An 18,258-nucleotide genomic window follows, 5' to 3' on the forward strand; every position below is an offset into this window, starting at 1 on the left:
CGGAGGTATCTGATGTTTAATGCTTTAGTGATCGATAAAACGCCTGATTATCGCGCCAGTTTACAGCAACTCGATGCCAGCCAGTTACCGGCGGCTGAGGTTGTGGTGGACGTCGCTTATTCCACGTTAAATTATAAAGACGCGCTGGCGATTACCGGCAAAGCGCCGGTGGTACGGGACTTTCCGATGGTGCCAGGCATCGATCTGGCCGGTACTGTGGTTAGTAGCCAGAATCCGGCGTTTAAAACCGGTGATCAGGTGCTGCTAAATGGCTGGGGCGTGGGCGAAAAACACTGGGGTGGCCTGGCGCAGCGTGCTGCAGTACCTGCCGCCTGGTTACAGCCAATACCAGCGCCACTGACTGCCAGGCAAGCGATGATTATCGGAACTGCCGGCTATACCGCCATGCTGTGCGTACAGGCTTTGTTAAAACATCAGTTAACCCCGGCTGCCGGCCCGGTACTGGTCACCGGCGCGACCGGCGGCGTCGGTAGCTTTGCAGTATTGCTGTTAGCGCGGCTGGGCTTTCAGGTTACAGCCGCGACGGGCAAAGCCAGTGCCGCAGACTATCTGCGCCAACTTGGTGCTGCGGAGATTATCAGTCGTGATAGCCTATCCGCTCCGGGCAAACCTCTTGCTAAAGAACTATGGGCTGGTGTTGTAGACTCAGTCGGCAGTCATACGCTAGCTAATGCCTGTGCCCAAAGCCGTTATGGCGGTGTGGTGGCTGCCTGTGGTCTGGCACAGGGTATGGATTTCCCGGCCTCGGTAGCACCCTTTATTCTGCGTGGTATTACACTTTGTGGTATCGACAGCGTGATGCAACCGATGGCACCGCGACTGGCGGCCTGGACACAACTGGCCGGGTTATTAACCGCAGACGACTTTACCTTACTCAGTCGGGAAATCAGCCTGGCAGACGCCATACCTCAAGCCCATGCGTTGCTGGCCGGAGACATTCAGGGCCGCTTACTGGTTAATGTGAACAGCTAAAGCCCTAACGACAAGCCTCCAGTTGCTGCAGCTGTTGCAGCAACTGCTGCGCCTGCTCACGTAGCGCCAGCAGCTGGCTTTCCGGTAGTGCCACCTGGCAACGCAAAGCCGGCATCACAGTTGCGACCTCAGTTTCTAAAGCCCGACCTGCCGCGGTTAATAGCACCTTTTTCACCCGCTCGTCACTGGCATCACTCACCCGCTGCAGCCAACCTTTTTGTTCCAGCTTCTTTACCAAAGGCGTTAGGGTACCCGAGTCAAACAGTGTCGCCGCACCAAGCTGCCCCAGGCTGATATTATCCTGCTGCCACAATGCCAACAGCACCACATATTGCGGATAGGTCAGATCAAAAGGCTGCAATAACGGCCGGTACAGCCGCATCATCGCGTTATTGGCGCTATAGAGTGCAAAGCATACTTGCTGTGGTAGCGGGAGTGTTTTAGCCGTCATCAACCAAGCCTCGGGCGAGTAAAGTAATGAGTGCACTGATTATAACTGAAGCCCGGCGCTATCGCGCAAAAATATTTCACGCAATTATATTGCGCACAAGATTAATTGCCGTTAGTATGCTCTGGCAATCAACCTTTAACTGAATGAGGTAACAAAATGGATATTCTGTATAAAGCCGTGGTCACCGCTACCGGTGGTCGTGATGGTCAGGCGCAGTCAAACGATGGCTTACTGCAAACAAAACTGGCGGCCCCAAAAGAACTGGGCGGTAAGGGCGATGCCACTAATCCGGAACAACTGTTTGCCGCCGGCTACTCGGCTTGCTTTATTGGCGCTTTGAAATTTGTCGCCGGTCAAAACAAGCAAAGCCTGCCTGCCGATGTGTCTATCCGTGCAGAAGTCGGGATTGGCAAAATTGACGGTGGCTTTGGGTTGGATGTCGACCTGTTTATTAGCTTGCCTGGTTTAGCACAGGAAGATGCTGAGCAACTGGTCGCGGCCGCACATCAGGTTTGCCCATACTCGAATGCTACCCGCGGCAATATCGAAGTAAGGTTGCATACCAGCGTCTGATTATGCCGGAGCCGGATGTCGCCAACCTCTGTTGACGGTATCCGGTTTAATCGCTACACGTTTAAAACCAGTCCGGATTTAAAAATGGTATTAATGCCAGCGTCAACGCCTGCTGATAAACACCACTGCGACTTAACCGGTTCTGGGTTAATAAGCCGATAGCGCCACCAGCCTGTTTAATATTCTGGGTACCAAATAGCTCATCCATCACATCGCCCAGCTCCTGGCCCTGTTCCAGCGCCTGCAGCGCCGCCTTAGGTAACATTAAACTGGCCGAACGCGCCTTGCCGAGCTTGCCCTGATGTTCAATTAGCATCCAGGCAAAGGTCATCTCACCATCCAAACCGGCCTCTATGGCCACATAAAAATCGGCTGCGCCCTGCTGCTTTAACGCCATTAAGCGGTTTTTCGCTCCGGCATAAGTTTCTTCGCTACTTAGCGGCTGCTCAGCAACACCGGACGGCACGCTAATACCGCGCACCGCAATAGCTCGCTCGGGGAAATTCACCTGAAAACACTGCTCAACCGCCCGGATTTTGGCCGGATTGGCCGAGGCAACTAATATTTGCCAAACCATTTTCAAACCGTCAGACTAAAATTCAATAACACATGCTAACACAATGCCCTTAGCGGAGCAGGACATGCCAATCGCTGTCTACCACGAGCAAAAAAGTACTTATGCCAATCGGAGCTTTCCTGCTTTGAAGTCACTTCACTTAGCGCTTATCACTCTGCTGTTGCTGCTATTTATGCCGGTATCGCAAGCTTGCCAGCTCACCATGCAGGCACAACATTTTCCGCCACGCTTTATTAAAGCGGCTGATGGCAGCTGGACCGGCTACAATATTGAGCTTTTTCAAGCACTGGCAAAAGAATTGGGCTGCAGTAGTCAGTTTTTAGAAACCCCTTGGGGGCGCTCGATGCAGTTGCTTGCCAGTGGTGAACTAGACGCAATGAGCAATGTGTCTTATAACGAGCAACGGGCAGAATTTGCCTATTTTATTGGCCCACACCAGCAAGAACAGGTAAAGCTGGTCACTAACCTGGTTCCGGCACCGGATAAAACCTCGCTAACTGATTTAGTTAATGGCAAAGATTTGATTGCCGCTATGCAGGGCATTTACTATGGCGCAGCTTTTGAGCAAGCGTTGGAGACAGCGCCCGCTTTTCGCCAACGCTTAGTCTTTGTTACCCTTAATCAGCAAAAACTGGAGCTGTTTTTAAGCGGCCGGGTGCAATATATGTTGGAAGATCAGCTTAATTTGCAACAGCTCTATTTGCATAATACTCTTAATCCATTGCAACACAAGGCATTGTTTACCTTATATGAAAATCCGGTTTACTTTGCTTTTAGTAAAAAAAGATGGTCAGACAGCCAGCAGCAAGCGCTAAGCAACGCCTGGCAAAAACTGGTTGCGGAGGGCAAGGTACAACAATTACAGCAGCAATATTTTGTGGAGCAGGTAACAGACAAGCAACCCTAAACTCGGTCGTTGTTGCGACGCAGCAATGAGGCTAGGTTTAGTTTTTAATGTAGGCTGGCAGAAACAACAAGGGCGTAATCTTTCGAGTTACGCCCTTTTCTGTTGTAGGAGCCTTTGCCCTTTTTCGCTTTTACCACCCGGGGTTGAAACAGCTTACTGGTCACTAAGGCTTTTAGCGCATTGTCGCGAATTTCCCCGCGGCCATGCTCGGTTGCCGCTTGCTTACTCATTATTGCTCTCCTGTATAAAAACGCGCGCAGTCTAACTGCACGCTTAGGTTAACACAATAGTGATTAGTTCAATTTATATACAGTGCTCTGCTGTACTAAAGGGATCTAGGGCTGAGCAGCGGTTAAAAACGCCTGATAGCTACTATTATCTGTTACCAGCCGGTATTCATAACCGAGATTATCCAGATAACCGGCGATGGCACTGTGCTCTGCCACTTCAAAACCCGCCAGCACGTCGCCGGTGGCGGCACCATGGTTGCGGTAGTGAAACAACGTAATATTCCAGTGTTCACCCAGCGTATTCAGAAAATTCATCAGTGCTCCCGGGTATTCCGGGAAGTTAAACTGATACACCTGCTCTTGTAGCTTACGTGGTGGCATGCCACCGACCATATGCCGTACATGCAGTTTGGCCAGCTCGTCGTCCGACAGATCCAGATACTGATAGCCGGCCTCGGTCAGCGCCTTTTTTACCGTATTCAGTTCAGTCTCACCATGGCGCAATTTAATGCCGACAAAGATCTGCGCTTTGTGCTCGCTGGCATAACGGTAGTTAAATTCGGTAATGGCGCGGCCACCCAGGGTTTGGCAAAAACGGCGGAAACTGCCTTTTTCCTCCGGGATGGTTACCGCAAACACCGCTTCTTTTTTCTCGCCCAGCTCACAGCGCTCTGACACATAGCGCAGGGTATCAAAGTTAAGATTGGCGCCACTAAGGACAGCGGCATAATGCTGCGGCCGCGGTAAGGTGCTGTTCTTTAACAGCTGACTGTATTTCTTGAGCCCAGCAAGGGCCAAAGCACCGGCCGGCTCGGCCACGGCCCGTAAATCATCAAAGATATCTTTGATCGCAGCACAGATTTCATCGCTGCTTACTGTGACCACCTCATCGCAAAACCGTTTGGCCAGATTAAAGTTTTCGCTGCCAATCCGCTTTACTGCCACCCCATCGGCAAATAATCCCACCCGCGGCAAGGTCACCGGCTCACCGGCTGCCAGGGCCGCCTTTAAGCAGGCGGCATCTTCCGGCTCTACACCAATGACTTTGACATGAGGCTGAATGGCTTTGATATAGACCGCCATCCCCGCCATCAGGCCACCACCACCCACCGGAATAAAGACGGCATCCAGGCGGTTATGCTGGCTTAGCAGCTCCTTGGCCACGGTGCCCTGACCGGCTATCACATCTGCATCATCAAAGGGCGGAATATAGATGGCACCTTCGGTTTGCGCTTTTTGCATCGCAAAGCTGTTGGCTTCATCAAAGGCGGTACCATGTAGCACCACCTTGCCACCTAAGGCCCGCACTGCGGCTACTTTAATTTCCGGCGTAGTGATCGGCATCACTATGGTTGCGTCCAGACCTAATTTCGCGGCGGACAGCGCCACACCCTGGGCATGGTTACCGGCCGACGCGCAAATCACTTTGGCATCAGGCTGCTGTTGCTGCACTTTATGCAGTTTATGAAAGGCGCCGCGCAGTTTAAAGGAATAAACCGGCTGCTTATCTTCCCGCTTTAACAGCACCTGCTGCCCAAGGCGGGCGCTTAACTTATGCATTTCATCCAGCGGCGTTTCTACCGCCGCCTGATACACCGGCGACAACAGAATTTCCCGCAGATAGTGCTGCATCACCTCAGCATCGCTGCTGTCGGTTGCTGCCCGTGCCAGATTATCCATTACTGCTCCAGTTTTGACAGATCGCGTACCGCACCCTGGTCGGCACTGCTTGCTAGCAAGGCATAAGCCTTTAACGCGGCGCTGACCACGCGCTGGCGGTTTTCCGGTTTCCAGGCTTTACTGCCCTTGGCTTGCATCGCGGCGCGGCGACTGGCCAGCACCTCGTCACTGACGGCAATGGCAATTTTGCGGTTGGGAATATCAATCTCTATCCGATCACCCTCTTCGACCAGCGCGATAGCACCGCCGCTGGCGGCTTCCGGTGACACATGACCAATTGATAAGCCTGAGGTACCACCCGAGAAACGACCATCAGTGATCAGCGCACAGGCTTTTCCCAGCCCCATCGATTTTAAATAACTGGTTGGATACAACATTTCCTGCATCCCCGGGCCACCTTTGGGCCCCTCGTAGCGGATAATGACGGCATCACCGGCCACGACCTTGCCGCCCAGAATGGCGGCAACAGCGTCATCCTGACTTTCAAATACCCGCGCCCGGCCACTAAACACCAGATTTTCCGGCTCGACACCGGCAGTTTTAACGATACACCCCTTTGGCGCCAGGTTACCAAACAGCACGGCTAACCCTCCATCCTGCGAATAGGCATGCGCCTTATCGCGGATACAGCCCCCGGCCCGATCATCATCTAATGACGGGTAACGGCAATTCTGTGAAAACGCCTGAGTAGTGCGGATCCCGGCCGGACCGGCCAGGTAAAACTGTTTTACCTGCTGATCAGTGGTGGTTTTAATATCCCACTTCGCCAACACCTCAGCCAGTGAGCTACCGGCAACATGCGGCGTATTGGGGTTTAGCAAACCGGCACGGTTCAGCTCCGCCAGGATCGCAATCACGCCACCGGCACGATGCACATCTTCCATATGATATTTCTGGGTAGAGGGCGCCACCTTACTCAGGTGCGGCACGATACGCGATAAGCGGTCGATATCAGCCATGGTAAAGTCCACTTCGGCTTCAATAGCGGCAGCCAGTAAATGCAACACCGTATTGGTTGAACCGCCCATCGCGATATCCAGCATCATGGCGTTTTCAAAGGCAACCTTATTGGCAATACTACGCGGTAAGGCGCTGGCATCATCCTGCTGGTACCAGCGCTTACATAACTCCATAATCCGGAAACCGGCTTGCACAAATAATTCTTTGCGATCGGCATGGGTTGCCAGTAAAGAGCCATTGCCCGGCTGCGCCAGGCCCAATGCTTCCACCAGACAGTTCATCGAGTTGGCGGTAAACATTCCCGAGCAGCTGCCGCAGGTTGGGCAGGCACTTTTTTCAATTTGTTCGCTTTGGGCATCGCTGACCTTGGGATCGGCCGCCGATACCATGGCATCAACCAGATCCAGCTTGATAATTTGATCCGAGAGTTTGGTTTTACCGGCTTCCATTGGCCCGCCGGAAACAAAGATCACCGGAATATTTAACCGCAGCGCGGCCATCAGCATACCCGGGGTGATCTTGTCACAGTTCGAGATACAGACCATGGCATCGGCACAGTGGGCATTCACCATATATTCTACCGAGTCAGCGATCAGCTCCCGCGACGGCAGGCTGTACAGCATACCGCCATGCCCCATGGCAATGCCATCATCAACCGCGATGGTGTTAAATTCTTTAGCGATACCGCCGGCTTCAACAATGCTGGCGGCTACCAGCTTACCGAGATCGCGCAAATGCACATGGCCGGGTACAAATTCGACAAAGGAGTTAACCACCGCCACTATCGGCTTGCCGAAGTCGGTATCTTTTACACCGGTGGCCCGCCATAAGGCACGGGCGCCCGCCATATTACGGCCTTCGGTGACGGTAGCGGATCTGAGTTTTGGCATCTTGTTATCCTGTAAAAAACGTAAGTCAATTAAGCACGATTAGGCACGCAGCACAGCAACATCAGCCGAAGCCAATTCCAGTTGCTGTACGTCATATAACTTCACCAGCTGACTGGTCAGTAGCGTAATGGGTTTCTCACTTTGCACTGTCAGGGTAATTTGTAAACCGGCCCGGTCAGTTAGCGGGGTCATCGCCAAACCTGCCAGCTGATAACCACGATAACGGGTTACCTGCAGTAAACGCTCGACCACGCTGGCTTCATTGCGGGTAGTGATATTCAGGGTATGTTGCATCAGTTCGTCTCCGTCAGCATATCTTCGTTCGCGGCACCTGGCGGTACTAAAGGCCAGACGTTGTCTTTTTCATCGATCCGTACATGTAATAAATAGGGCCCCGGCCAGCTAAACATCGCTTCCAGCGCGCTTGCCACTTCATCTTTGCGGGTAATGGTATGGCCGGGAATGGCGAAGGCCGCTGCCAGCGCCACAAAATCCGGGTTATCCGATAAATCGGTTTCGCTATAGCGTTCATTAAAGAACAGTTGCTGCCACTGCTTCACCATGCCCAGCCGTTGGTTATCGATAATGACGATCTTCACCGGCAGCCGGAAGCGCTTGATGGTGCCCAGCTCCTGCACGTTCATCATAAAGGAGCCATCGCCACTGACGGCGATAACCGTGTCCTGTGGCCGTGCCAGCTTGGCACCAATCGCCGCCGGTAAACCAAAGCCCATGGTGCCTAAGCCGCCGCTGGATAAATGATTGCGCGGGCTATTAAAACGCATATGCTGCGCCACCCACATCTGATGCTGGCCTACATCGCAGCACACCACGCTGTTATCCGGCATCCGTTCACTCAGTTGTTTCAGCATAAGAGGAGCAAAAATCCGTTCACCCGGATGATCATAGCGCCAGCCATATTGCTGCTTTAATTGCTGACAATACACCAGCCAGTCAGCGCATTGGGTGGCGGTACTGATCGCCGGCAGAATTTGCTTCATATCGCCCAGCAAGGCACAGTCGGCAAAACGTACCTTATTAATTTCTGCCGGATCGATATCCACATGAATCACTTTGGCGTGCGGCGCAAACTTATCCAGCTTACCGGTTACCCGATCATCAAAGCGGGCACCCAAACAGATCAGTAAGTCAGATTGCTGCACCGCCAAATTAGCGGCCTGGGTGCCGTGCATCCCCAGCATGCCCAGATAGTGCGGGTTAGCGCGGGCCACCGAGCCCATGCCTTTTAACGTCGTGACTGATGGCATCTCACTTTCGGCCAGAAAAGCCTGTAACTGTGGCAGCGCATCCGCCATCTGCACACCGCCGCCGATGTAGGCAATCGGCTTCTTCGCCTGTGCGATCAACTGCCGCGCTTTGGCCGCGTTAGCCAGTGAGGTCGCTAAGCGGGCAGCAGGTAGCGTTGGCCACTCGGGTTCACTGACCTCAGCCAGTTGAATATCCTTCGGAATATCAACTAATACCGGGCCAGGGCGGCCACTTTGTGCCAGCCGGAAGGCTTCCTGTAACGTATGCGCCAGCTCATTGACATCGCGGACCATAAAGCTGTGCTTGGTTACGCCCAACGATAAGCCTAAAACATCGACCTCCTGAAAGGCATCGGTCCCCATCACCGCTTGTGATACCTGACCGGTAATGGCGACCAGCGGTACCGAGTCCAGCAGGGCATCAGCCAGAGAGGTAATCAGGTTAGTCGCACCGGGGCCAGATGTTGCTAAACAGACGCCAACCTTGCCAGAGGCGCGGGCATAGCCAATAGCCGAGAAGGCGCCGCCTTGCTCATGCCGGCACAGATAGTGTTTGACCGTGCTGTGATAAATCGCATCGTAAATTGGCATAATAGCGCCGCCCGGGTAACCAAAGATGGTGTCTACCCCCTGCTGCTGTAATACCTTTAATACCAATTCTGCGCCTTTCATTTGCTGTTGCCCTTTTTGCTTGTTGCCCGAATCAATTTTCACCAGCCCTGAAACGACAAAACCCCCGGTCCTTGCGGAGCGGGGGTTTTGCTGGAAGTCGACTTAGTGTGCGCTATCGTTCCAATACACCGCCCCCGCGGAGATTAATAATCACCACGATTACGAGGACAATGATGTTCAGAACGGCTGCTAAACGCATTTAATACTCACTAACTCTTACGGTTAATTGTTGTTGCTTTAATCAAAAAGCAGATTGGTTATATTAATAGACGTCTATCTGTCCGGAGTCAACCGCTTTTTGCTGAAAAAATGACTTTTCCTGAAAATAATTAAAATTTGTATCGCCGGCAGTGAGCCGCTAGAGTATCTGTACAGGTGTAAAACAGCAGGTCGCCACGGCCGTGGACCAACTTGAGTTATTTGAGCTACCGAACCCCTGCATTGGGGTGTGTGAGAGCAATCAACGCGGTTATTGCAAGGGCTGCCTGCGCTCGCGCGAAGAGCGCTTTAACTGGCATCTGAAGCCGGCAGCAGAGCGGGCGCGTATTTTAAAACTGCTGGCGCAGCGCCGGGCGCGCTTACAGCAGAAGGCTAATGCCGGGTCACAACCTGAGCCGCAACCCGGTTCACTGGATTTGTTCTAGGCTTTTTTCACCAGACTAATCAGATATAGCAACACCACAGCACCCACTGTTGCGGTAATCAGTGAGCCAATCAAACCAAAGGCTTTTAACCCCAAGGCACCAAACAGCATACCGCCCAGGAAGGAGCCGACGATCCCGACTACGATATTACCCAGCACACCAAAGCCACGACCTTTCATAATATTGCCGGCCAACCAGCCAGCGACCGCACCGATAATCAGAAACAGAATAAAATTCATAATTGCTTTAACCTATTTTTTGTTAAAAAGCGGATAACTATTTTTTACACAGTATCTTGCCCAGCAATCAAGATAGCTATAAATTCAACAAGCTTCAAACCGGATCTAACAATAACACTACGGAGTCATCTATGAAATTAAAGATTGCAGCTTTAGCTATCACATCTACCCTGGTACTGGCGGGCTGTGAAACAACAAATTCCATTCCTTACAAAGCATCTTCAGCAAATGTGATCTCAATTCAGCAAACACTTCAGGCTGAAAATAAAAAAGTTAAAATGGGTAAGGTACAGATTGCACAAGGTGTAGATGAAAGCCCAATGTGTCGCTTAATGGGGCCGGTAAAAGTAGCTCCGGGCAAAACCATCCCTCAGTATATTGAAGCGGCCTTCCAGGAAGAATTGTTTTTAGCTCAGGTTTATAACCCAAGCGCCAGCACTGAGATCCAAGCTGTAGTAGAGGAGCTGAAATTCAGTTCAGTTACGCCAGCCTTTTGGGAAGTATCAATGACTGTAAAGTCGAATCTTTCTGAAGGCTATAAAGTGTCAGTGAAATATCCGTTCGGTACCAGCTGGAGTGCGCCATCAGCTTGTAAAAACGTCGCGGATGCCTTTGGTCCTGCTGTCCAAGAGCTGTTAAAAGAAGTTGTAAATCACCCTGACTTCAAAAAACTTGTCTAGAGCGATTTTGAGCAGCTTGCCGCGCGCTTGCTGCTCAACTTTCAACTAACGCTAATTCTGGCCCAGTCAGAGCTCGATACTCCCCCTCTGCCAACTCTGGCGGCAGCTGCAAAGCACCGATCCGCTCGCGGTGTAGTCGTTCAACTTTATTGCCGATAGCGGCAAACATTCGTTTTACCTGATGGTAGCGGCCTTCGTGAATGGTGAGCAGGGCTTGATGCGTTGCCACCAGCTCTAATTGTGCTGGCTTGGTCGGCTCTTTTTCGCCACGAAGCATCACGCCAGCAGCAAATTGGGCAATGGCTTCAGCTGGGATAGGATCTGCAGTCCAAACCCGGTAGGTTTTGGCGACATGGTGTTTTGGTGAGCTTAAGCGATGTGACCACTGACCATCGTCAGTCAATAGCAGCAAACCTGTAGTATCCAAATCCAGCCGGCCAACGGTATGTAAACGTTCAACCAGCGGTTCATCCAGTAGCGTAAAAACAATAGGGTGTTCGGGGTCATCATTGGCACAGACGTAGCCGGCAGGCTTATGCAGCATAATATAGCGTGGGCCGATCAGCTGTAGTGGCTCACCGTCGAGCTCCACCTGATCCGTTACACTGACCTGACGGGCAGCTTGCTTAACCGGCTCGCCATTAATACTGACTAAACCCTGACGGATACTTTTGCCGGCCTGCGAACGGGTCAGACCGGTGCAATCACAAATAAACTTATCTAAACGCATAATTCACCTTAGTTGATGAAGACAGTTTAGCTTTGTCTTAGCGCCGAGACCATAAAATTCGGATTAAGTAGCTGTTCACGCTGATAAACCGGGCCGTTAATGCCATCAAATTGTACGCTGGCGCCCGCTTCCAGCGCAATGATATGTCCGGCGGCAGTATCCCACTGCATAGTCGGGCCAAAGCGCGGATAAACATCGGCCACCCCTTCGGCGACTAAACAAAATTTTAGCGAGCTACCTACTTCAACCAGTTGATACTGTGGCAGCTGGGCTAAATAACCGGCGAGATCCGGGCTGGGGTGGCTGCGACTGCCAACCACTCTAACCACCTCTGCAGTTTGGCTAACCTGGATCACCTGGCTACCGGCGGCGGTTTTTAACCAGGCGCCCTGAGCTTTGGCGGCATAATAGGTTTTTTCCAGCACCGGCGCATGCACTACGCCCAGCACCGGCTCACCTTGTTCAATCAGCGCAATATTGACGGTAAATTCGCCGTTGCGTTTAATAAATTCTTTCGTGCCATCCAGCGGGTCGACCAGCCAGTAACGTTGCCAGTGTTGCCGCACTGCCCAGCTAATATCGGCGGCTTCTTCCGATAAAATGGGAAGGTCCGGCGTCAACGCCGTCAGGGCATTAACAATCAGCTTATGCGCGGCCAGATCGGCTGCCGTTAGCGGTGTGGCATCGGCTTTATCGGTAATATTAAACTCTCGCGGATCCCGCTGATAGATGTCTAAGATCGCCTGACCGGCCTGTTCAGCAATCTCAATAATAGCGTTTAATATGTTCATTATATATTCCAGAAAATCATAGCATTGCAGTCAAACACATGCTGTTAAGAATAGCGCTATTGAAAGAAACTGACGACTCAACAACGCTGCTTCAGGACTTGGTAGGGTAGTCTTTTCGTAACAGCAGCAGGGAGGCTGCGCAGGCTGAAAGGGCACAGGGATGTGATCCTTGAAGCCGGTGGAGAAAAGACTACCCTGCCAAGGCCGCTGCACCTATCAGAATGCTGTGCCAAACGGCAAGCAACAACTAGGCAATCACCCCTTTATTGGCTAATAACGCCAGCAATTTATCTACACTTTGCTCCAGCGAGCTTTGCGCTGTATTCAGCACCAAATCAGCGGCCAATGGCGCCTCATAGGGATCGGAAATGCCGGTAAAGTTTGCGATTTCCCCGGCGCGCGCCTTTTTATATAAACCTTTTACATCGCGCTGCTCACACACTTCTAGCGGTGTGGCGATATAAATTTCCAGAAACTTTCCCGGCGGCAGCATACTTTTTACCAACTCGCGTTGCTCGCGCAGTGGCGAAATAAAGGCACTCAGCACCAGCAGGCCGGCATCGACCATCAGGCCAGCAACAGCACCGACCCGGCGTAAATTTTCGCGCCGATCCGCTTCGCTAAACCCCAGATCAGCGCACAGGCCATGCCGCACATTATCGCCATCCAGCAAATAGGTGTGTACACCGCGCGCCAGCAATGCCTGCTCCAACGCATTGGCCACGGTCGATTTACCCGAGCCGCTCAGGCCGGTAAACCAGAGCACGGCACTCTGATGCCCCTTTAACCGGGCGCGCGCGGCCGCATCAATCTGGTATTGCTGCCACTGAATATGCGTCGCTTTGCTAAGTTCTGTCATACCGCTCACTACTCTCCTGTTTGTTACGGCAAGGCGCTAGGCAAGCCGGGTTAGCGGCTGCTGAAACACCGCAGCGCCGGGACGCTGCCCGAACCAGTGCAACTGCGATTGTAGCGCTACCACTTCACCGATCACCAATAACGCTGGCGAAACCACCTGTTGCTGCTCGACCAATTGCGCTAACTCAGACAAAGTGCCGGTGATCACCCGCTGTTCACGACGGGTACCATTCTCAATAATCGCCAGCGGCGTTGCCGGATCGCGGCCAAAACTAACAAGCTGCTGTTGGATATCCGCTGCTTTTAGAATACCCATATAAATCGCCAGCGTCTGATGTGGCCGGCTCATACTGTGCCAGTCTGGCTCATCGCCGGCTTTACGGCAATGACCGGTCACAAACTGCACACTTTGCGCATAATCACGATGGGTTAACGGAATACCGGCATAGGCGGCGCAACCGGCTGCGGCGGTAATACCCGGCACTACCTGAAACGGAATCTGCTCTGGCAGCAGGGCTTCAATTTCCTCGCCACCGCGGCCAAAAATAAAGGGGTCACCGCCTTTTAAGCGACAGACTTTTTTACCTTGTTTCGCCAGTTGTACCAGCAGCGCATTGGTATCCTGCTGTGGCATGGAATGCGCACCGGCTTTTTTACCAACACAAATTCGTTCCGCATCGCGGCGTACCAACTCCATAATCTGTGGCGACACCAGATAATCGTAAACCACCACATCGGCTTGCTGCATCAGTTGTAAGGCTTTTAACGTTAATAACTCCGGATCGCCCGGGCCGGCCCCAACAATCCATACTTCGCCCTGCCGTGGTAGTTCACTCTGTAGCATCTCTGCCAACTGTTGCTCCGCCTGCTGTGGCCGGTTTGCCTCCAGTTGCCGTACCACATCTGAGTCAAATACCCGCTCCCAGAACTGACGCCGCGCCGCAAAGCCCTGAAATTTCGCTTTGACCTGGTCACGAAAACGCCCAACCAATTCCGCCAGTGGCCCCAGATGTTGCGGTAACAGCGTTTCTAACTTTTCTCTAAGCCGACGGGCTAATACCGGGGCGGTACCAAAGCTGGAAATGGCAATTAAGATCGGGCTGCGATCAATAATCGACGGAAAAATAAAGCCACACTTGGGCTGATCATCAACGGTGTTAACCAGCATATTGCGCTCTGTCGCGGCCTGGTAAACCGCCGCGTTAACCTCGTCATTATCGGTGGCGGCAATCACCAGCAACTTGCCATCCAGCAGCTGAGGAGTAAAAAAACCTGGTAACAACTCGGCTTTGCCCTGCTGTTGCCACTGAAGAAATTCCGGCGCAAAATCCGGCGCTACCACGCTTAAGCGGGCGCCGGCGCTCAATAAGGTACCGGCTTTACGCAGCGCTACACTGCCGCCGCCGACAATCAGCACCGGCTTATCAGTTAGTTTTACAAAAAGTGGCAGATACTGCACAGTCGCCTCGGGTTGCAGCCTTTATCATCAGGCTGACAGCTTACCCAGCAGCGTGGCAAAGCGGAAATAGCAATTTGCGCTCAGTTATAACCAAAGGCTATCAAAAATAGCGTTATTTATACTCAAGCTAATAAGGTAGCGGTATATTTCAGACATAAAAAAGGCGGCAACCAAAGGTGCCGCCAAACAGGGATGAGAGAGTATCCCAGGCTATGTAAAACGGTTGCTTAGTGACGGATCAGGTAATCGAACGCGCCCAAAGACGCATTAGCACCGGCACCCATCGCAATAATAATTTGCTTATAGGGCGCTGTGGTGGCATCACCGGCGGCAAAGACGCCAGGGATCGAGGTTTGACCACGCTCATCCACGATAATCTCGCCACGCGGCGATAATTCCACTGCACCACGTAACCACTCAGTATTAGGTACCAGACCGATCTGCACAAAAATACCTGCCAGTTCAATCCGTTTCGCTTCTCCGGTTTTACGATCGGTATAGTTAATACCGTTCACCCGGGTGCCGTCACCTGTCACTTCAGTGGTCTGGGCTTCGGTGATAATGGTGATATTGCCCATGGAGTTGGCTTTTTTCACCAGAACCGCATCGGCCCGCAGCTCAGCGGCGAATTCCAACACTGTCACGTGCTCAACGATACCTGCCAGATCAATGGCCGCTTCAATACCGGAGTTACCACCACCGATCACAGCGACTTTCTTGCCTTTAAACAGCGGGCCGTCACAGTGCGGACAGTAAGCGACACCTTTACCACGGTATTCCTGTTCACCCGGCACATTCATTTCGCGCCAGCGGGCGCCAGGGCTTAAAATCAGGGTTTTACTTTTCAGTACCGCACCATTGGCTAGTTCCAGCTCAACCTTATCGGTCTTGCGCAGCTTCACCGCACGCTGATTATTCATAATGTCCACATCGTATTCACGCACATGGGCTTCTAAACCGGCTACCAGTTTTGGACCTTCGGTGTACTTCACCGAAATAAAGTTCTCGATGCCGACGGTATCTGCCACCTGGCCACCAAAGCGCTCAGCCACGATCCCGGTATTTAAACCTTTTCGGGCGGCATAGATTGACGCCGCTGCGCCAGCAGGGCCACCGCCAACTACTAACACATCGAATTCCGCTTTGTTTTTCAGTGCTTCGGCCTGACGTTTTTCGGCGTTAATGTCAATTTTCTGGATAATTTTCTCCAGCGTAATGGCCCCCTGAGAGAACAGCTCACCATTCAGGTATACCGAGGGCACCGCCATAATATTTTTGGCTGCAACTTCGTCCTGGAACATGGCGCCGTCAATCATCACGTTAGTGATGTTCGGGTTAATCGCCGACATAATATTCAGCGCCTGTACCACTTCCGGACAAGTTTGGCAGCTTAATGACACATAGGTTTCAAACTTAAAGCTACCACTGATATTTTTGATCTGTTCAATCAGATCGGCTTCAATCTTAATCGGGTGACCGCCAGAATGCAGTAAGGCCAGTACTAACGACGTAAATTCATGGCCAAGTGGAACACCGGCAAAGGTAATTTGCGTATTTTTGGCCACAGAGCGCACCAACATAGCGGGTTTACGCTGGGCCTGACTATCGTCGCGACGATAGGTGACTAAATTCGATAATTCGGCAATCTCAGTTGCCAGTTCATTTACCTCGGCTGCTTTGGCGCTATCATCTAAAGATACCACCAGCTCAACCTCGGTTTTCAGGTTTTGCAGATAGGTTTGTAATTGTTGCTTCAGGTTAGTATCTAACATAGAGAATAAGTCCTTAAAAACTGAAAGTCGCGGCGCAGCAAGGCAAGGGAGGATCGGGCCGGTGTTTCCACCGGCCAGACACCAAAGTTTCCTTTGGCAGCGTGAAGCTGGATTACAGCTTCACAGAGGGGCTGTAATCAGCTTACAACACTGCAGTTGCCTGCAAGTTGCATTAAACTTAGATCTTACCAACCAGATCCAGAGAAGGCGCTAACGTCTTCTCACCTGGAGTCCACTTAGCTGGGCACACTTCACCGTCGTGGTTAGCAACGTACTGAGCAGCTTGTACTTTACGGAACAGCTCAGCAGCTGAACGACCAATACCCAGGTCATGGATTTCACATACCTTGATCACACCCTCTGGGTTGATGACGAAGGTACCACGCAGTGCCAGACCTTCTTCTTCGATCATCACGCCGAAGTTGCGGGTTATAGCGCCAGTTGGGTCAGCCAGCATTGGGTAGTTGATTTTCTTGATCGTTTCTGACGCGTCATGCCAGGCTTTGTGCGTGAAGTGGGTGTCAGTTGATACTGAGTACACTTCAACACCGATTTCCTGGAACTTAGCATAGAAGTCAGCCAGGTCGCCTAATTCTGTTGGGCAAACGAACGTGAAGTCAGCCGGGTAGAAGCAAACAACAGTCCACTTACCTAATAAATCCTGGTCAGTTACTGGTACAAATTTACCCTGATGGTAAGCAGTGGCTTTAAACGGCTTGATTTTGGTATTGATTAATGAAGACATGTGTTGCTCCTTACAGTTAATAAAACAGTTAATGTTTCAACGCTGGCCAGTGTAGCCAAGCCTCACTAGCATTTAAAACGAATAAAACAAATCATACTAATCGTTTTAATTGATAACACTCAGCTTTGATTGATACGTCGTAGCGCCAAAACAGACCACCGGCGCGTCGCAAAGTTCGCCTTAGTCAGCCAGCACAGAGGTTTGGGCTAAGGCTGGCAATTTCAATGTCCTGACAGTGCAGAAAATCTTAACTTAGCGCCAGAACATGACAAAGCCGTGACGCCAATGCCATGCGGCGTTTTACGGATGAGCGGGGATCAGGGAGGGCTTGGGTTGTAAAAAGTGTTGCATCAGTTGCTGATACTCCGCGCTGGCCTTTAACTGGTCCAGCGCTTGTTGTAACCGCTGCACCTGCTCCAACGGCAGTTGTGGGTGTAATGCCAGATAATTATGCCCGACGGCCGATAAATCGATTACCGCTTCCACTGCGCTGGGTTGCTGCTGATGCTGGCCCAGCCATACCGGCAGAATCAGTTCCGAGGCAATCAGCAAGTCAACCTTACCATGCAAAAACGGCAATACGGCATCGGATTTACTATTAAACCGCAATAAATTGACATCGACTTCAAAGCCCATACTTTGCAGGTACAGCTCATAAACATCGCCACGGGCAACAGCAACGATATACTGCTTTGCCTGCTCCAGGGTACGGGGCGGTGCATCAGGGCGGGATTTTAGCCAGTACATATTGGCACTGGCATGGGCCAGCGGCCCAACCCATTGAAAAGCGTCTTCCCGCAATGGATTACGTGAGGTGGAGTACAAACCGGCTTTGGGATCATTTTGCGCTGCTTCGTAAGCACGTAGCCAGGGTAATAAGCGGAACTCACACTGGATCTTGGCAATCTGACAACTACGCCGCACCAGTTCAGTGTTAAGGCCAGTAATTTGCTGATTCTGCTCAAAACTATAAGGAGGAAAATGCTCGGTGTACATGATCAGGCTTTCCGCCCTCAGTACCAGACTCGCGCTTAGCAGCAAAGCCCCCAACAACCATTTCATAGCGATTACGTGTATGACTGTAGATAAGGCTTACTATGGCTGATCTTCTGCAGAAACGATAGCCTCAGTGGATAATT

Annotated in this window: 20 protein-coding genes; 5 read left to right on the forward strand and 15 right to left on the reverse strand. The window is 51.8% G+C overall.

What is annotated here, in order from left to right; all coding sequences use genetic code 11:
* Positions 1-12: 12 nt before the first annotated feature.
* The gene (locus H1D31_RS15885) at positions 13-993 is read left to right on the forward strand and encodes an MDR family oxidoreductase (RefSeq protein WP_261259830.1); all 981 of its coding nucleotides are present in this window, start codon (positions 13-15) and stop codon (positions 991-993) included.
* Positions 994-997: 4 nt separating this feature from the next.
* On the opposite strand, the gene H1D31_RS15890 is transcribed toward H1D31_RS15885, so the two are convergent.
* Entirely contained in the window at positions 998-1,444 is a 447-nt protein-coding gene (locus H1D31_RS15890; protein ID WP_008606411.1) for a MarR family winged helix-turn-helix transcriptional regulator, read from the reverse strand.
* 156 nt (positions 1,445-1,600) lie between these two features.
* Between H1D31_RS15890 and H1D31_RS15895 the strand changes: the two genes are divergently transcribed.
* A complete protein-coding gene (locus tag H1D31_RS15895) occupies positions 1,601-2,017 on the forward strand; it encodes an organic hydroperoxide resistance protein (protein ID WP_261259833.1) in 417 nt (138 codons plus the stop codon).
* A 61-nt stretch (positions 2,018-2,078) separates the two neighbouring features.
* Here the strand turns inward: H1D31_RS15895 and yjjX are convergent, their stop codons facing one another.
* Positions 2,079-2,594 (reverse strand): inosine/xanthosine triphosphatase, encoded by a 516-nt coding sequence (gene yjjX, locus H1D31_RS15900; RefSeq protein WP_261259834.1) that lies wholly within the window; start codon positions 2,592-2,594, stop codon positions 2,079-2,081.
* A gap of 124 nt (positions 2,595-2,718) precedes the next feature.
* Between yjjX and H1D31_RS15905 the strand changes: the two genes are divergently transcribed.
* The gene (locus tag H1D31_RS15905; RefSeq protein WP_261259836.1) at positions 2,719-3,501 is read left to right on the forward strand and encodes a substrate-binding periplasmic protein; all 783 of its coding nucleotides are present in this window, start codon (positions 2,719-2,721) and stop codon (positions 3,499-3,501) included.
* Between the two features lie 44 nt (positions 3,502-3,545).
* Here the strand turns inward: H1D31_RS15905 and H1D31_RS15910 are convergent, their stop codons facing one another.
* The 5 genes from H1D31_RS15910 to ilvG all read right to left on the reverse strand — a co-directional run bounded on the left by H1D31_RS15910 (position 3,546) and on the right by ilvG (position 9,201).
* Entirely contained in the window at positions 3,546-3,731 is a 186-nt protein-coding gene (locus H1D31_RS15910; RefSeq protein ID WP_008950507.1) for a ribosome alternative rescue factor ArfA, read from the reverse strand.
* A gap of 105 nt (positions 3,732-3,836) precedes the next feature.
* A complete protein-coding gene (gene ilvA / locus H1D31_RS15915; RefSeq protein ID WP_261259837.1) occupies positions 3,837-5,411 on the reverse strand; it encodes a threonine ammonia-lyase, biosynthetic in 1,575 nt (524 codons plus the stop codon).
* Positions 5,411-7,261: a dihydroxy-acid dehydratase gene (gene ilvD / locus H1D31_RS15920; protein ID WP_261259838.1), complete on the reverse strand. Its 1,851-nt coding sequence runs from the start codon at positions 7,259-7,261 to the stop codon at positions 5,411-5,413. The genes ilvA and ilvD overlap by 1 nt, the downstream gene beginning before the upstream one ends.
* A gap of 39 nt (positions 7,262-7,300) precedes the next feature.
* Positions 7,301-7,555: an acetolactate synthase 2 small subunit gene (gene ilvM, locus H1D31_RS15925; protein ID WP_008606405.1), complete on the reverse strand. Its 255-nt coding sequence runs from the start codon at positions 7,553-7,555 to the stop codon at positions 7,301-7,303.
* Positions 7,555-9,201, reverse strand: a complete 1,647-nt coding sequence (gene ilvG, locus H1D31_RS15930) for an acetolactate synthase 2 catalytic subunit (RefSeq protein ID WP_261259839.1) — start codon at positions 9,199-9,201, stop codon at positions 7,555-7,557. The genes ilvM and ilvG overlap by 1 nt, the downstream gene beginning before the upstream one ends.
* Before the next feature lie 401 nt (positions 9,202-9,602).
* On the opposite strand from ilvG, the gene H1D31_RS15935 reads away from it, so the two are divergent.
* Positions 9,603-9,845, forward strand: a complete 243-nt coding sequence (locus tag H1D31_RS15935; RefSeq protein ID WP_008984885.1) for a DUF1289 domain-containing protein — start codon at positions 9,603-9,605, stop codon at positions 9,843-9,845.
* Here H1D31_RS15935 and H1D31_RS15940 read toward each other — a convergent pair.
* Positions 9,842-10,084, reverse strand: a complete 243-nt coding sequence (locus tag H1D31_RS15940; protein ID WP_008606402.1) for a GlsB/YeaQ/YmgE family stress response membrane protein — start codon at positions 10,082-10,084, stop codon at positions 9,842-9,844. The two genes, H1D31_RS15935 and H1D31_RS15940, sit on opposite strands and share 4 nt — an antisense overlap.
* 131 nt (positions 10,085-10,215) lie before the next feature.
* On the opposite strand from H1D31_RS15940, the gene H1D31_RS15945 reads away from it, so the two are divergent.
* Positions 10,216-10,764, forward strand: coding sequence for a hypothetical protein (locus H1D31_RS15945; RefSeq protein ID WP_008606401.1), 549 nt, complete (start codon positions 10,216-10,218; stop codon positions 10,762-10,764).
* A 34-nt stretch (positions 10,765-10,798) separates the two neighbouring features.
* Here H1D31_RS15945 and rsuA read toward each other — a convergent pair whose 3' ends face one another.
* From rsuA to H1D31_RS15980, 7 genes are all read right to left on the reverse strand, one after another.
* Positions 10,799-11,494: a 16S rRNA pseudouridine(516) synthase RsuA gene (gene rsuA, locus H1D31_RS15950; protein ID WP_261259840.1), complete on the reverse strand. Its 696-nt coding sequence runs from the start codon at positions 11,492-11,494 to the stop codon at positions 10,799-10,801.
* Between the two features lie 26 nt (positions 11,495-11,520).
* A complete protein-coding gene (gene cysQ, locus H1D31_RS15955; RefSeq protein ID WP_261259842.1) occupies positions 11,521-12,285 on the reverse strand; it encodes a 3'(2'),5'-bisphosphate nucleotidase CysQ in 765 nt (254 codons plus the stop codon).
* Between the two features lie 247 nt (positions 12,286-12,532).
* Positions 12,533-13,144, reverse strand: a complete 612-nt coding sequence (gene cysC / locus H1D31_RS15960) for an adenylyl-sulfate kinase (RefSeq protein ID WP_261259844.1) — start codon at positions 13,142-13,144, stop codon at positions 12,533-12,535.
* 36 nt (positions 13,145-13,180) lie between these two features.
* On the reverse strand, positions 13,181-14,602 hold the full coding sequence (cysG, locus tag H1D31_RS15965; protein ID WP_261259847.1) for a siroheme synthase CysG: 1,422 nt from the start codon (positions 14,600-14,602) through the stop codon (positions 13,181-13,183).
* A gap of 227 nt (positions 14,603-14,829) precedes the next feature.
* Positions 14,830-16,374, reverse strand: coding sequence for an alkyl hydroperoxide reductase subunit F (gene ahpF / locus H1D31_RS15970; protein ID WP_261259848.1), 1,545 nt, complete (start codon positions 16,372-16,374; stop codon positions 14,830-14,832).
* A 178-nt stretch (positions 16,375-16,552) separates the two neighbouring features.
* Positions 16,553-17,119, reverse strand: a complete 567-nt coding sequence (ahpC, locus tag H1D31_RS15975) for an alkyl hydroperoxide reductase subunit C (protein WP_008606394.1) — start codon at positions 17,117-17,119, stop codon at positions 16,553-16,555.
* A 300-nt stretch (positions 17,120-17,419) separates the two neighbouring features.
* On the reverse strand, positions 17,420-18,181 hold the full coding sequence (locus tag H1D31_RS15980; protein ID WP_261259849.1) for a substrate-binding periplasmic protein: 762 nt from the start codon (positions 18,179-18,181) through the stop codon (positions 17,420-17,422).
* Between the last annotated feature and the right edge of the window lie 77 nt (positions 18,182-18,258).

It is taken from the genome of Alishewanella sp. BS5-314, assembly GCF_025377695.1.
In the GTDB taxonomy this organism is placed as follows: Bacteria; Pseudomonadota; Gammaproteobacteria; order Enterobacterales; family Alteromonadaceae; genus Alishewanella; species Alishewanella aestuarii.

Excerpts from the sequence above, each read along its gene's own strand:
- H1D31_RS15895 (WP_261259833.1), top strand. The coding sequence starts at position 1,601 with ATGGATATTCTGTATAAAGCCGTGGTCACCGCTACCGGTGGTCGTGAT.
- H1D31_RS15980 (WP_261259849.1), bottom strand. The coding sequence starts at position 18,181 with ATGAAATGGTTGTTGGGGGCTTTGCTGCTAAGCGCGAGTCTGGTACTG.
- ilvA (WP_261259837.1), bottom strand. The coding sequence starts at position 5,411 with ATGGATAATCTGGCACGGGCAGCAACCGACAGCAGCGATGCTGAGGTG.
- H1D31_RS15890 (WP_008606411.1), bottom strand. The coding sequence starts at position 1,444 with ATGACGGCTAAAACACTCCCGCTACCACAGCAAGTATGCTTTGCACTC.
- ilvM (WP_008606405.1), bottom strand. The coding sequence starts at position 7,555 with ATGCAACATACCCTGAATATCACTACCCGCAATGAAGCCAGCGTGGTC.
- H1D31_RS15910 (WP_008950507.1), bottom strand. The coding sequence starts at position 3,731 with ATGAGTAAGCAAGCGGCAACCGAGCATGGCCGCGGGGAAATTCGCGAC.
- H1D31_RS15945 (WP_008606401.1), top strand. The coding sequence starts at position 10,216 with ATGAAATTAAAGATTGCAGCTTTAGCTATCACATCTACCCTGGTACTG.
- ilvG (WP_261259839.1), bottom strand. The coding sequence starts at position 9,201 with ATGAAAGGCGCAGAATTGGTATTAAAGGTATTACAGCAGCAGGGGGTA.
- cysQ (WP_261259842.1), bottom strand. The coding sequence starts at position 12,285 with ATGAACATATTAAACGCTATTATTGAGATTGCTGAACAGGCCGGTCAG.
- ahpF (WP_261259848.1), bottom strand. The coding sequence starts at position 16,374 with ATGTTAGATACTAACCTGAAGCAACAATTACAAACCTATCTGCAAAAC.
- cysC (WP_261259844.1), bottom strand. The coding sequence starts at position 13,144 with ATGACAGAACTTAGCAAAGCGACGCATATTCAGTGGCAGCAATACCAG.
- H1D31_RS15885 (WP_261259830.1), top strand. The coding sequence starts at position 13 with ATGTTTAATGCTTTAGTGATCGATAAAACGCCTGATTATCGCGCCAGT.
- H1D31_RS15940 (WP_008606402.1), bottom strand. The coding sequence starts at position 10,084 with ATGAATTTTATTCTGTTTCTGATTATCGGTGCGGTCGCTGGCTGGTTG.
- rsuA (WP_261259840.1), bottom strand. The coding sequence starts at position 11,494 with ATGCGTTTAGATAAGTTTATTTGTGATTGCACCGGTCTGACCCGTTCG.
- ilvD (WP_261259838.1), bottom strand. The coding sequence starts at position 7,261 with ATGCCAAAACTCAGATCCGCTACCGTCACCGAAGGCCGTAATATGGCG.
- ahpC (WP_008606394.1), bottom strand. The coding sequence starts at position 17,119 with ATGTCTTCATTAATCAATACCAAAATCAAGCCGTTTAAAGCCACTGCT.
- yjjX (WP_261259834.1), bottom strand. The coding sequence starts at position 2,594 with ATGGTTTGGCAAATATTAGTTGCCTCGGCCAATCCGGCCAAAATCCGG.